General features: G+C 65.0%; 14 protein-coding genes. All 14 read left to right on the top strand.

All coding sequences use genetic code 11. From position 1 onward, the window contains the following. Positions 1–157: 157 nt before the first annotated feature. The 14 genes from BM193_RS21420 (at position 158) to BM193_RS21355 (ending at position 12213) form a co-directional block, all read left to right on the top strand. Positions 158–1861, top strand: a complete 1704-nt coding sequence (locus BM193_RS21420) for a GspE/PulE family protein (RefSeq protein WP_092799999.1) — start codon at positions 158–160, stop codon at positions 1859–1861. Position 1862: 1 nt separating this feature from the next. Further along, a complete protein-coding gene (locus BM193_RS21415; protein ID WP_092800001.1) occupies positions 1863–3098 on the top strand; it encodes a type II secretion system F family protein in 1236 nt (411 codons plus the stop codon). Next, positions 3098–3604 carry a type II secretion system protein gene (locus BM193_RS21410; RefSeq protein ID WP_092800003.1) on the top strand — a complete coding sequence of 169 codons (507 nt, stop codon included), beginning with the start codon at positions 3098–3100 and terminating at the stop codon, positions 3602–3604. The genes BM193_RS21415 and BM193_RS21410 overlap by 1 nt, the downstream gene beginning before the upstream one ends. Before the next feature lie 53 nt (positions 3605–3657). Continuing rightward, complete coding sequence (locus tag BM193_RS21405; protein ID WP_092800005.1) at positions 3658–4137, top strand: type II secretion system protein; 480 nt, start codon at positions 3658–3660, stop codon at positions 4135–4137. Between the two features lie 80 nt (positions 4138–4217). Further along, positions 4218–4838, top strand: coding sequence for a pilus assembly FimT family protein (locus BM193_RS21400; protein WP_368087290.1), 621 nt, complete (start codon positions 4218–4220; stop codon positions 4836–4838). Continuing rightward, positions 4828–5385 carry a type II secretion system protein gene (locus BM193_RS21395; RefSeq protein ID WP_092800007.1) on the top strand — a complete coding sequence of 186 codons (558 nt, stop codon included), beginning with the start codon at positions 4828–4830 and terminating at the stop codon, positions 5383–5385. The genes BM193_RS21400 and BM193_RS21395 overlap by 11 nt, the downstream gene beginning before the upstream one ends. Further along, positions 5382–6281, top strand: coding sequence for a prepilin-type N-terminal cleavage/methylation domain-containing protein (locus tag BM193_RS21390; protein ID WP_254786351.1), 900 nt, complete (start codon positions 5382–5384; stop codon positions 6279–6281). The genes BM193_RS21395 and BM193_RS21390 overlap by 4 nt, the downstream gene beginning before the upstream one ends. Then, entirely contained in the window at positions 6278–6721 is a 444-nt protein-coding gene (locus tag BM193_RS21385; RefSeq protein WP_092800009.1) for an agglutinin biogenesis protein MshP, read from the top strand. The genes BM193_RS21390 and BM193_RS21385 overlap by 4 nt, the downstream gene beginning before the upstream one ends. 126 nt (positions 6722–6847) lie before the next feature. Beyond that, on the top strand, positions 6848–7795 hold the full coding sequence (locus BM193_RS21380) for a type IV pilus biogenesis protein PilM (RefSeq protein WP_092800011.1): 948 nt from the start codon (positions 6848–6850) through the stop codon (positions 7793–7795). Beyond that, complete coding sequence (locus tag BM193_RS21375; protein WP_092800013.1) at positions 7792–8457, top strand: PilN domain-containing protein; 666 nt, start codon at positions 7792–7794, stop codon at positions 8455–8457. The genes BM193_RS21380 and BM193_RS21375 overlap by 4 nt, the downstream gene beginning before the upstream one ends. Beyond that, positions 8457–9140, top strand: coding sequence for a type II secretion system protein GspM (gene gspM, locus BM193_RS21370; protein WP_092800015.1), 684 nt, complete (start codon positions 8457–8459; stop codon positions 9138–9140). Before BM193_RS21375 ends, gspM begins: the two co-directional genes overlap by 1 nt. Then, positions 9125–9511 carry a hypothetical protein gene (locus tag BM193_RS21365; RefSeq protein WP_092800017.1) on the top strand — a complete coding sequence of 129 codons (387 nt, stop codon included), beginning with the start codon at positions 9125–9127 and terminating at the stop codon, positions 9509–9511. Before gspM ends, BM193_RS21365 begins: the two co-directional genes overlap by 16 nt. A gap of 38 nt (positions 9512–9549) precedes the next feature. Beyond that, entirely contained in the window at positions 9550–11310 is a 1761-nt protein-coding gene (gene mshL, locus BM193_RS21360; protein WP_092800499.1) for a pilus (MSHA type) biogenesis protein MshL, read from the top strand. Continuing rightward, positions 11311–12213 (top strand): ExeA family protein, encoded by a 903-nt coding sequence (locus BM193_RS21355; protein WP_092800019.1) that lies wholly within the window; start codon positions 11311–11313, stop codon positions 12211–12213. Positions 12214–12215: the final 2 nt, after the last annotated feature.

The raw sequence follows: 12215 nt of genomic DNA, 5'->3' as shown, positions 1-12215 counted from the left end.
CGCGGGGGTGCCCGGCAAGTGTTTCCTTGTACAGTGTTGAAATGCACAAAAATCAAGCCGCGGAACATATTCTCTTTAAGAAACAACAGGTTCTGGAATAAAATACTCTCGGGCACCGCTGGCGTGCGCCGTCTGTTGAATTTGTCGAGGAGTAAGCATGGCAAGGCCAGAGAAAGTCCGGCTCGGTGAAATTTTGGTGCAGCAGAAACTGCTGACGGAAGAACAGTTGGGCCAGGCCTTGACGGAGCAGAAGCGCTCCGGACGCAAGCTGGGCCGCGTGTTTGTCGAGCACGGCTTTGTCACGGAAGAGCAGATCTCCGGCGCGCTGGCGCGCCAGCTGGACATTCCCTACATCAATCTGAAATTTTTCAACATCAATCCCGAGCTGGTGCGGCTGCTGCCGGAAACCCAGGCGCGGCGCTTCCGCGCGCTGGTGCTGGAAGACCGCCGCGAGGGATTGCTGGTCGGCATGTCCGATCCGACCGACCTGTTCGCCTACGATGAAATCTCGCGCCTGGTCAAGCGCCAGGTCGAGCTGGCCGTCGTCAACGAGACGGAAGTGCTGGCCGCCATCGACCGCATCTACCGCCGCACGGAAGATATTTCCACCCTGACGCGCGAGCTGGAGCAGGACCTGGGCGACGTCTCCGTCGACTTCGGCGCGCTGGCCGTCAATCCGGGCCTGGAAGAGGCGCCCATCGTCAAGCTGCTGCAATCGGTGTTCGAGGATGCCACGCAGGTGCGCGCCTCCGACATCCACATCGAGCCGCAGGAAGGCCGGCTGCAGATCCGCTTCCGCATCGACGGCGTGCTGCACCTGCAGACGGAGGCGGACAGCAAGATCGCCAGTTCGCTGGCGCTGCGGCTGAAACTGATGTCGGACCTGGATATTTCCGAGAAGCGCCTGCCGCAGGATGGCCGTTTCGCCATCCGCGTGAAAAACCAGCGCATCGACGTGCGTATCTCGACCATGCCGACGCAGTACGGCGAATCCGTGGTGATGCGGCTGCTGAACCAGGGCGGCACCACCCTGCGCCTGGACGCCATCGGCATGCCGCCCGCGCTGGTGCAGCAGTTCCGCGCCATCGTCAGCCGCCCGAACGGCCTGGTGCTGGTGACGGGGCCGACGGGCAGCGGCAAGACGACGACCCTGTATTGCGCCTTGTCCGAACTCAATTCGGTGGAAAAAAAGCTCATTACCGTGGAAGACCCCGTCGAATACCGCTTGCCCGGCATTAACCAGGTGCAGGTGAACGACAAGATCGAACTGAATTTCGCCCGCGTGCTGCGCTCGGCCCTGCGGCAGGATCCCGACATCGTGCTGGTGGGCGAGATGCGCGACCAGGAAACGGCGCAGATCGGCCTGCGCGCCGCCATGACGGGCCACTTGGTGCTGTCGACCCTGCACACCAACGACGCCATCAGCACGCCGCTGCGCCTGATGGACATGGGCGTGCCCCGCTACATGGTGGGCAGTTCGCTGCAAGCCGTGCTGGCGCAGCGCCTGGTGCGCGTGATCTGCGAAAGCTGCAGCACGCCGTACGCGCCCACGCCGAACGAATATGAATGGCTGCGCCTGGAACTGGGCGAGCTGGTCGAGCGCAACCAGTATTTCCACGGCAAGGGCTGCTCGCACTGCAACGGCATGGGCTACCGGGGCCGCACGGGCGTGTACGAATTGCTGGAAATCACGCGCGCCGTGGCGGACGCCGCCAACCATGCCGATCCGTCCCACTTCATGAAGGTGGCGACGGCGCAGATGGCGGGCGAAACCTTGCGCCGCCACGCCGTGCAGCTGGTGGTGCAAGGCCGCACGACGGTGATGGAAGCGATGCGCATCAGCAACCAGAGCGAGGATTGAGGTGCCGTTCTTCGCTTACAAGGCGCGCAATGCCAGCGGTGAACCGCTGACCGGCGTGATGGAAGGCGCCGACAGCGGCGCCGTGGCCGACCAGCTGATGGCGGGCGGCCTCACGCCCGTCGACATCAGCGCCACCAAACAGACGGTGACGGGCGCCGGCGCCAGCCAATTGAACTGGTGGGACAAGCTGACGGAGAAAAAAGTCACGCCGATGGACGTGCAACTGTTCAGCCGCCAGCTGTACACCTTGCTGAAAGCGGGCGTGCCCATCATGCGCGGCCTGGCCGGCTTGCAGGAGTCGGCCATCAGTCCCGCCTTTGGCCGCATCATCAAGGACGTGCGCGAATCGCTCGACGCGGGACGCGAACTGTCGGCCGCCATGGCGCGCCACCCCACGGTCTTCACGCCGTTCTATCTGTCGATGGTGCGCGTGGGTGAAATGACGGGCCGCCTCGATGAAGTCTTCCTGCGCCTGTTCGACCACCTGGAATTCGACCGCGACATGCGCGCGCGCGTGAAAACGGCGACGCGCTACCCCACCTTCGTCGTCATCGCCATGCTGGCGGCGATGATCATCGTGAACATCTTCGTCATTCCCCAGTTCGAGAAGGTGTTTGCCAGCTTTCACGCGGAACTGCCGCTGATGACGCGCATCCTGATCGCCACCTCGCGCTTCACCGTCGAATACTGGCCCATCCTGCTGCTGGCGGGCGCCGGCGCTTTCTTTGGCTGGCGCGCCTGGCTGCGCACGAAGGAGGGCCTGTACAAGTGGGACCGGGCCAAGCTGCGCCTGCCCGTCGCCGGCAAGATCATCCTGAAGGGAACCATGGCCCGCTTCGCCCGCAGCTTTGCCCTGTCGAGCACCAGCGGCGTGCCCATCGTGCAGGCGCTGACGGTGGTGTCGCAAACGGTCGACAACAGCTATCTGAGCGCCCGCGTGGAGCAGATGCGCGACGGCGTCGAGCGCGGCGAAAGCATCTTGCGCACCTCGGTGGCGGCCAATGTGTTTACGCCCGTGGTGCTGCAGATGATCGCCGTCGGCGAGGAATCGGGTTCGCTGGACGACCTGATGGACGAGATCGCGGACATGTACGAGCGCGAAGTCGACTACGAGCTCAAGACCCTGTCGTCGCAGATCGAGCCGATATTGATCGTCTTCCTCGGCGCCATGGTGCTGGTGCTGGCGCTGGGCATCTTCCTGCCGATCTGGGACCTGGGCAGGGCGGCCCTGCACTGATGCCGACACCGGTCCGCCAGCGCGGTTTCACCCTGTTCGAGCTGGCGGTGGTGGCGGCCGTGTTCGCCATCCTGGTGACGGTGCTGCTGAGCCGGGTCGGCGACTACCAGAGGCAGGCGCAGCAGGTAGCCATGGCACGGACCCTGGGTGCCTTGCGCACCAGTTTGCGGGTGCAGGTGCTGCAGCTGTACCTGGCGGGTCAGCGCGCGGATATCGCGGCGCTGGCGCGGCAGAACCCGTTCGACTGGCTGGCCGACAAGCCGGCCAATTATCTGGGCGAGTTCGCGCAGCCGGCGCTCGATAAATTACCGGCAGGGAATTGGCTGTACGACAAAAAAGAACAAAAAATCATTTATTTGTTTAGTGAAGGCAATATTTTTCCCAGTGCGAGGGTTGATGCAGTGAAATTTAAGGTAATCTTGCCGGGTGCGGATGCCGAGATTGAAAAGCTCGCCCGGGAACCCGATATCGTGGTGTGGAAAACGCCGGACTCGGCAGCAAATTGAGTGCGGCGCAGTGAACGTTTTTTGATGTTTTTAATTGATTTTGGAGAGCTGGTATGAACAAATCCTTACGTAGTCTGAAGAGCGGCGCCCAGGCGGGTTTCACCCTGATCGAATTGATCGTTGTCATCGTCATCCTGGGCATCCTGGCGGCGACGGCGATTCCTAAATTCATCGACATGTCGACCGATGCGCGCGTGGCCAAGATGCAGGCGGCCGCCGGCGCCGTCAAGGCGGGGGCGGCGCTGTACCATGCGCAATACCTGGTCAATAGTGATCCTGCCAAGTCTGTCGTCATGGAAGGCAAGACCATCAAGGATGCGTTTGGCTACCCGGCAGCCAGTGCGGATGGCATCCAGGAAGCAGCTGGCTTGTCGGCCGATGACTACAACATCACCTTTGCCGGTTCTGTCATGACCGTCGCGGTGGACAGCGCCACCACCCGCAGCAACTGCTCCGTGACGTACACGGCACCTGCCAGCGCAGGCGGGGCGCCGGTTATCGCAGTAAAAGCAAGCCCAACCAATTGCGGTTAAGCCTGTAAGTCATTTGCAAGGAATGTCCGGCAACGCCGACCTTCCTTGCGCTCCACCAGCCCAACCGCAGGCTTTGCCAGTTGGGCTTTTTTACGGGCCATCCCTTGCCACAGCCACCGACCCGATCCGCACACACCGACACCGCGCCGCCAGTCCGGCCGCGGCGCCGTGGCGCGCGCGGCTTCACCGTGATCGAGCTGGTGGCCGTGCTGGTGATCGCCGGTCTGCTGGCCACGTTTGCCGCCGCCCGCTTTTTCCAGCGCGACAGCTTTGATGCGCGCAGTTTCCGCGACCAGGTAGCAACTATCGTGCGCTACGGGCAAAAGCTGGCAGTGGCGCAAAACCGTCCCGTGTTTGTCCTCGTCAATGCCGAGCGGGTGGCCCTGTGCTTCACGTCCGCCTGCGATTCCGCCGCCAGCCGGGTGGTGCCGCCCACGGGCAGCAATAGCGGCAGCAAGGAAACCCTGGCCAATTGCGCCAGCCATACCGACTGGCTGTGCGAGGGCCGGCCGGCCAGCGTGACCCTGCCTGGCGGCGCGGCCATCGGCGGTTTTTATTTCGACGCGCTGGGCAAGCCGTATGGCTTGAACGACGTGTTTCCGGCGGCATCGACGTTCCCGGCGCAGCTGCTCATCGCCATCCAGGGCGACGGCAGCCCGCGCAGCGTGACGGTGGAAGGGGAGACGGGCTATGTGTATTAGCCTGCGGCGGCGCCAGCGCGGCGTGACCCTGATCGAACTGGTGCTGTTCATCGTCATCGTCGGCGTGGCGTCGGCCGCCATCCTGGGCGTGATGAGCCTGACGACGCAGCGCAGCGCCGATCCGCAACTGCGCAAGCAGGCACTGGCCATCGCCGAAGGCATGCTGGAGGAAATCGAGCTGGCGCGCTTTACGTATTGCGATCCGCAAGATCCTGCCGCCGCGACGGCCGCCAGCGCGGGCGAGTGCGCGACACCGGAGGGGCCGGGCCAGGAGGCCGGCGGCGTGGGGCGGCCGTATGACAACGTCAACGACTATGTCGCCGCTTATGACGCGCCCACCTCCTACACCACGGATGCGGCCGGTGTTGGCTTTCCGGCCGGCTACGCGGCCAGCGTGGTGATCCGCCCGGTGACGACGCTGCAGGACCATGCCCCGGCCACGCTTCTCGTCGGCTTGCGCATCACGGTCACGGTCGCCTATGGCGACAAGCAGCAGGTGGTGCTCGATGGCTACCGTACGCGCTACGCACCGAACAATATCCCATGAAGACCACCGCCATCCTGCGGCGCGCGCGCGGCTTTACCCTGGTGGAGATGGTCATCGTGATCGTCATCACGGGCATCATCGGCGCCATGGTCGCCGTCTTCATCCGCGTGCCCGTGCAGGGCTATGTGGATGTCGCGGCGCGCGCGGCGCTGGCCGATACGGCCGATACGGCCACGCGCCGGCTGACGCGTGACGTGCGCCTGGCGCTGCCCAACAGCGTGCGCGTGTCGGTGGATGGCCGCTACCTGGAACTGCTGCTGACCCGCACGGGCGGGCGCTACCTGGGCGAGAATGACCCGCCCGGCCTGGGCAACGTGCTCAGCTTTACGGCCGTGCCGAATCCGCCGGCGCCGTTCAGCTTTACCATCGTTGGCGCCGCGCCGGCCGATGCGCTGGGCACGCGCCAGGCGATCCGCGTGGGCGACCAAGTCGTCGTCTACAACCTGGGCACGGCCTACACGGCGAACGACGCGTATGCCTGCAGCGCGGCGACGGGCTGCAACCGCGCGCAAGTGACGGGCGCGGCCGGCAACGAGGTCACGCTGGCCAGCAACCCGTTTGCCACGGACCCGGCGCCGCTGCCATCGCCATCGAACCGTTTTCATGTGGTGACGACGCCCGTCACCTATGCGTGCAACCCGACCACGCGCACCTTGACCCGCTATGCGGGCTATGCCATCCAGGCCATTCAGCCGGCCGCCGCGGGCACGGCGCCACTGGTGGCGACGAAGGGGGCCTTGCTGGCGAACCAGGTGGCCGCTTGCCGCTTCAGCTATAGCATCCTGGATAACGTGCAACGGGGGCTCGTGAGCGTCGACCTGAGCCTGGGCGTGGCGGGCAGCAACACGGGGATCGTGCGCCTGGTGCAACAGGTGCAGGCAAGGAATACGCCATGAGACATCGCTTGCCTTCCCCTCGCCGGCTGCGCCGCATGCGCGGCTTCAGCCTCGTCACGGCCATTTTCCTGCTGGTGGTGCTGGCCGCGCTGGCCGCCGTGATGGTGAATATTTCCACCTTCCAGCAAACGGAGTCGGCCCTCGACGTGCAGGGCGCGCGCGCCGAGCAGGCCGCGCGCGCGGGCCTCGAATGGGGCGTGTACCGGCAGTTGATCGATGGACAGTGCGATCCTGGCACCACGTTTGCCTTGCCGGCCGGTACCTCGCTGTCGACGTTTTCCGTTACCGTGCAGTGCGCGCTGGCCACCCGTCCCGGCGCCTTGAATACGTGGACCATCACGGCCACCGCCTGCAACGGGCCGGGCGCTGCCGGCTGCCCGAATCCGCAGAACAACGCCGACTATGTGCAGCGCCGCCTGCAGGCGGTGCTGGCAAATTGAGGGGTGTGGAGAAAAGCGGCGCTAATTTGTTGTTTATGCACAATAAATTAGTTTCATGAATTAAAATTGGTTTGATGCATTATCTGCGCGGCAAGGCCGGGCAGGCACTTACACTGGATAGTTCGCATGGGTTTATTCGCAAGAGCAAAGAAATACGATGGCTGGATGGCGACGGCGTTTGGCCGCGAAGGTGTCAGCGCTGTCGTTGTCGCGCGTCCCGCCGACGGCATGCCGCGCGTGCTGGGCGCCGGCTACCAGGCGGCGCCACGGCCCGCGCCAGCCGAGGCGCTGGAACGGCTGGGCAAGGAATTGCAGGCGGCGTCGCGCCACTGCACCACCGTGCTGGCCGGCGGCGAATACCAGCTGCTGTCGTTGGAAGCGCCTGCCGTGCCGCGCGAGGAACTCAAGACGGCCGTGGGCTGGCGCCTGAAGGACATGCTGGACTTTCCCCTGGCCGAGGCCACCATCGACGTGTTCGATATCCCTGGCGACCCGAACGGCACCCAGCGCGGCAGCAGCGTGTTTGCCGTCGCCGCGCGCAACAACGCCGTGTCGCGGCGCCAGGCGCTGTATGCCGAATGCAAGATCGGCCTGTCCGTCATCGACATTCCCGAGATGGCGCAACGCAATATCGCCACCTTGCTGGAAACCCCGGGACGCGGCATCGCCGTGCTGTCCTTCGACGGCGACGGCGGCTTGCTGACCATCAGCTTCAATGGCGAGCTGTACCAGGCGCGGCGCATCGACGTGAACCTGGCGCAATTGCAGTCGCCCGACGCCAGCCAGTACTACGACCGCGTCACCCTGGAACTGCAGCGCTCGTTCGACCACTTCGACCGCCAGTTCCATTTCATTTCCCTGGCGCGCCTGATGCTGATGACGGATGGCAGCGATGGCTTGCACGGCTACCTGGCGGACAATCTGTACATGCCGGTCGAACGCCTGGACCTGGCCAGCGTGCTTGACTTTTCCCAGGTCGCGGCACTGCGCGAGCCAGCCATGCAGGCACGCTACTTCCTGGCCATCGGCGCGGCCTTGCGCGAGCAGGGCAAGAGCGAAGGGAAGGGCGCATGAGCCAGCAGATCAATCTGTTCAACCCCCAGTTTGAACCGCAAAAACACCATATGTCGGCGCGCACGGCGGGCCTGGCCCTGGCCGGACTCGCGCTGGGCTTGCTGGTCTTGAGCGTGCTGGGCAAGCGTTCGCTGGCGGAGCTGGAACAGCGGGAAGCGGGTACCGCGACGGCGCTGGCGCAGCTCGAAGCCAAGCGCGACCAGATCGCGCGCGACTTCCCGCCGCACAAGAAGGATCCGGCGCTGGCGCAGGAGCTGGCTGCCGCCGAAGCGCAGCGCCAGTTGCTGCAGGACGCCTCTGCCGTGCTGGCCAGCGGCGAGCTGGGCAACACGCGCGGCTATGCGGGCTATTTCCGCGCGCTGGCGCAAGCGCGCGTGGAAGGCGTGTGGCTGACGGGCGTGGACATCGCCGGCGCCGGTAACGCCATCGGCTTGCAGGGCCGCGCCTTGCAAGCCTCGTTGTTGCCGGCCTACATCACGCGCCTGGGCCAGCAGGAGGTATTGAAAGGCAAGACTTTCGCCAGCCTCGACATTGGTCCGCCGCCCCAGGCCGCCGTCGCTGCGCCCCAGTCCCAGGCGCCAAGCGTGCCCTATGTGGCGTTCAGCCTGCAATCGTCGAACCCGCCAGCGGCATCGGCTGCGCCGGCCGGAGGAGCACGCTGATGCTGCCCCTGCTGAAAAAATGGGCCGCCGCCTTCGATGCCCTCAGCCTGCGCGAGCGGCTGATGCTGTTCGGCGCGGGCGCCGCCGCCGTGCTGTTCGTGTTTTATTTCATGAGCTTCAATCCGCTGCTGGCAAAACGCACGGCGCTGGCCGCCAGCATGTCGCAGAAGCAAAACTTGCTGACGGCGACCAACAAGGAAATCGAGCTGGTCATGCTGGCCCACGCCAGCGATCCCGACCGCGATGCACGCGCGCGCCTGAGCGCCATGCTGGCGGAAACAGACACCCTGAAGCGGGAATTGCGGCAGCAGCAGCACGGCCTGGTGGCGCCCGAGCGCATGGTCACCTTGCTCGAACACTTGCTGCGCCGGCATGCCGGTCTGCGCGTGGTGTCGCTGAAAACGTTAGCGGGCGGCACCGTTGGCGAGCGCCGCACCACGGACAGCGACGCCGCCAAGGCCGAGGCCGTCAAGGCGCCCGCCGCCGTGCTGCACCGGCATGGCGTGGAAGTGGTGCTGCAGGGGAGTTATGCGGACATGCTGCACTACATGCAGGCACTGCAGGCGATGCCGACGCGGGTGTTCTGGGGCAAGGCCCAGCTCGCGGCCGACACCTATCCGGGCGCCACGCTGACCCTGACTTTATATACTTTGAGCATGGACGACACATGGATCGCACTTTGACGCCGCTGCTGGCATCGCTGTTGGCGCTGAGCCTGGCCCCGTCCGTCGCGCAGGCGCAGGCGCTGGACGACCCCACGCGTCCGCCTGCCGCCCTGTGGGCGCCCGCCGCGGCCGCACCCGTCGGGCCGGCGCGGCCGCAACTGCAATCGGTGCTCATTTCCAACAAGCCGGGCGGGCGCCGCGTGGCCGTCATCGATGGCCAGGTGGTCCGGGTTGGCGGCAAGGTGGGCGACGCCGTGGTGACGGAGATCCGCGACACGGCCGTGCTGTTGCGGCGTGGCAAAACGTTGGAAACTTTCAAGCTGTACCCGGAGAGCAAGACCGAAAACCAGTCCAAGGCCGGGTCCAAGACCGACCGCAAGCAGGAGTAGACGAAGTGGCCAAGCAATTCAATCAACACAAGGCGAGCATGTTCAAGATCAGTACGATGGCGGCAGTCATCAGCGTCAGCCTGGGCCTGGGCGGCTGCAATGTCGCGCCCGTCAAGCGCGACACTTACAATGCCATTACCGATGCCGTGAAAGGCGCGGCGGCCACCACCACGCCAGCGGCCCAGCCCGATGCCGTGGAAGCGGCGCTGCTGCCGCCCGTGGCGGCCCTGGCGCAGCAATTGCCGAAGGCCCGCGCCGCGCTCGACGAGCGCTTCAACGTGGCCTTCAATAATGTGCCGGCGCGCCAGTTCTTCACCTCCATCGTGGCCGGCACGCGCTACAACATGCTGGTCCACCCCGATATCGGCGGCACGATTTCGGCGAATCTGAAGGATGTGACCCTGTTCCAGGCGCTCGACGCAGTGCGCGAATTGTATGGCTACGATTACAAGGTCGAAGGCACGCAGATCTATATCAAACCCCTCACCATGCAGACGCGGTTGTTCCACGTCAATTACCTGACGGGCGCGCGCAAGGGCACGTCGAACTTGCGCGTCTCGTCGACCTCGGTGTCGTCCGTGGGCGCGACCACTTCGGGCGGCACGGGCAACAATGGCACCGGCAATAACAACGCCACGCAGAATCCGGGCAGCCTGGTGCCGGGCGAAGACAGCAGCAACCTGACGACCACCTCGAACGCGGATTTCTGGCGCGAACTGAAATTGTCGCTGGAAGCCATCGTCGGCAGCACGGAAGGGGGCCGCCAGGTGGTGCTCAGCCCGCAATCTGGGGTGATCGTCATCCGCGCCATGCCGGAAGAACTGCGCAATGTCGACATGTATCTGAAGGCGACGCAATTGTCCGTCGACCGCCAGGTGATCCTGGAAGCGAAAATCCTCGAGGTCGAACTCAACAACAACACGCAGACGGGCATCAACTGGGCCTCGTTTGCCTCGATCAAGAGCGGCCACACGAACCGCATCTCGACCGGTTTCATCCAGCCGGGCGGCACCCTGGCGCCGCTGCCGTTCAACGGCGGCCAGCCGCCCAACATGACGAATGGCAGCGGCCTGACGGCCAGCAGCGGCTTTGGCCTCAGTTCGGCGGCCACCTCGGCCGGTTCCATGTTCGGCCTGGCGTTCCAGACGGCCAATTTTGCCGCCATGATTTCCTTCCTGGAATCGCAAGGCTCCGTGCACGTGCTGTCGAGCCCGCGCATCGCCACCATGAACAACCAGAAGGCCGTGCTGAAGATCGGCACGGACGAGTTTTACGTGACGGGCGTGTCGACCACCACGAACACGACGGCCAGTGGCGCCACCACCAGTCCCAACGTGACCTTGCAGCCGTTCTTTTCCGGCGTGGTGCTGGACGTGACGCCGCAGATCGATGCGGACGGCAACATCATCCTGCACGTGCACCCGTCCGTCAGCCAGGTGTCGACCATCAGCAAGGAAATCGACCTGGGCAGCGCCGGTTCCCTGAAACTGCCGCTGGCCGCCTCCAGCACGTCCGAGATGGACAGCATGGTGCGCAGCCAGGATGGCCGCATCGTCGCGATCGGCGGCCTGATGCGCCAGGCGACGACGGCGGACCGCTCGCAAGTGCCGGGCGCGGGCGACATTCCCGTGCTGGGCGCGCTGTTCCGCAACACGGGGCAGGTGATCCAGAAGCGCGAACTGGTGGTGCTGATCAAGCCCACCATCGTCGATGGCGCCAACAGCTGGAACGAGGACTTGCTCGATTCGGGCAAGCGCATCGAGGCGCTGGACCCGCGCCGTCCGTCGGAGCGGCGCTAAATGTATCAGGCCCATTTCGGCTTGCGCGAGGCGCCGTTCGGCCTCACGCCCGATACCAGTTTCTTTTTCAACGGCCCGCAATCGCAAAAGGCGCTCAACACCCTGCTGGTGGCGGCGCGCAATGGCGAGGGCTTCATCAAGATCACTGGCGAAGTGGGGACCGGCAAGACTTTTCTGTGCCGCAAGTTCATGCAGTCGCTGGGACCGGACTTCGTCACCGCGTATATCCCGAATCCGAACCTGCCGCCACGGTCGCTGATCCTGGCCCTGGCGGACGATCTCGATGTCTTGCTGGAGAAGGATGCCGATCAGCATCAGCTGCTCAAGTCGCTCAACTTGCGCTTGCTCAACCTGGCGGCGCAAGGCAGGCGCGTGCTGCTGTGTCTGGATGAAGCGCAGGCGATCCCCATCGACAGCCTGGAAGCGCTGCGGCTGCTGACGAACCTGGAAACGGAAAAGCGCAAGCTGCTGCAAATCGTGCTGTTCGGCCAGCCTGAGCTGGACGTCAAGCTGGCCCTGCCGGAAATCCGCCAGCTGGCGCAGCGCATCACGTTTCATTATCACCTGGGGCCTTTGTGCCGCGATGACGTGGAGTTTTATGTCGCGCATCGCCTGCGCGTGGCCGGCTTCGATGGCGCGCGCCTGTTCAGCCGTGGCGGCGTGAGCAAGCTGTACCAGGCTTCCGGCGGCATTCCGCGCCTGATCAACATCATGGCGCACAAGGCGCTGATGGTGGCCTATGGCGAAGGCCGCCAGCAGGTCAGCGGGCGCCACGTGGCGCTGGCGGCCAGCGATACCCTGGCCAGCAAGCGGCGCGTCTGGGCGCGCCCGTGGCCGTGGCTGGCGGGCGCCGGCGTGCTGGCCGTCGCCGCTGCCGCAAGCTGGACTTTATTGAACCGATGACC

The sequence above is a fragment of the Janthinobacterium sp. 344 genome, assembly GCF_900112025.1.
In the GTDB taxonomy this organism is placed as follows: Bacteria; Pseudomonadota; Gammaproteobacteria; order Burkholderiales; family Burkholderiaceae_D; genus Janthinobacterium.
Note: the sequence above shows the minus strand (reverse complement) of the source record. Positions and strands in the feature narration are given on the sequence as shown.

What these genes read in the sequence shown, in the direction of transcription:
- BM193_RS21420 (WP_092799999.1), top strand. Translation starts at nt 158, where the DNA reads ATGGCAAGGCCAGAGAAAGTCCGGCTCGGTGAAATTTTGGTGCAGCAG.
- BM193_RS21410 (WP_092800003.1), top strand. Translation starts at nt 3,098, where the DNA reads ATGCCGACACCGGTCCGCCAGCGCGGTTTCACCCTGTTCGAGCTGGCG.
- BM193_RS21405 (WP_092800005.1), top strand. Translation starts at nt 3,658, where the DNA reads ATGAACAAATCCTTACGTAGTCTGAAGAGCGGCGCCCAGGCGGGTTTC.
- BM193_RS21395 (WP_092800007.1), top strand. Translation starts at nt 4,828, where the DNA reads ATGTGTATTAGCCTGCGGCGGCGCCAGCGCGGCGTGACCCTGATCGAA.
- BM193_RS21390 (WP_254786351.1), top strand. Translation starts at nt 5,382, where the DNA reads ATGAAGACCACCGCCATCCTGCGGCGCGCGCGCGGCTTTACCCTGGTG.
- BM193_RS21385 (WP_092800009.1), top strand. Translation starts at nt 6,278, where the DNA reads ATGAGACATCGCTTGCCTTCCCCTCGCCGGCTGCGCCGCATGCGCGGC.
- BM193_RS21380 (WP_092800011.1), top strand. Translation starts at nt 6,848, where the DNA reads ATGGGTTTATTCGCAAGAGCAAAGAAATACGATGGCTGGATGGCGACG.
- BM193_RS21375 (WP_092800013.1), top strand. Translation starts at nt 7,792, where the DNA reads ATGAGCCAGCAGATCAATCTGTTCAACCCCCAGTTTGAACCGCAAAAA.
- gspM (WP_092800015.1), top strand. Translation starts at nt 8,457, where the DNA reads ATGCTGCCCCTGCTGAAAAAATGGGCCGCCGCCTTCGATGCCCTCAGC.
- BM193_RS21365 (WP_092800017.1), top strand. Translation starts at nt 9,125, where the DNA reads ATGGATCGCACTTTGACGCCGCTGCTGGCATCGCTGTTGGCGCTGAGC.
- mshL (WP_092800499.1), top strand. Translation starts at nt 9,550, where the DNA reads ATGTTCAAGATCAGTACGATGGCGGCAGTCATCAGCGTCAGCCTGGGC.
- BM193_RS21355 (WP_092800019.1), top strand. Translation starts at nt 11,311, where the DNA reads ATGTATCAGGCCCATTTCGGCTTGCGCGAGGCGCCGTTCGGCCTCACG.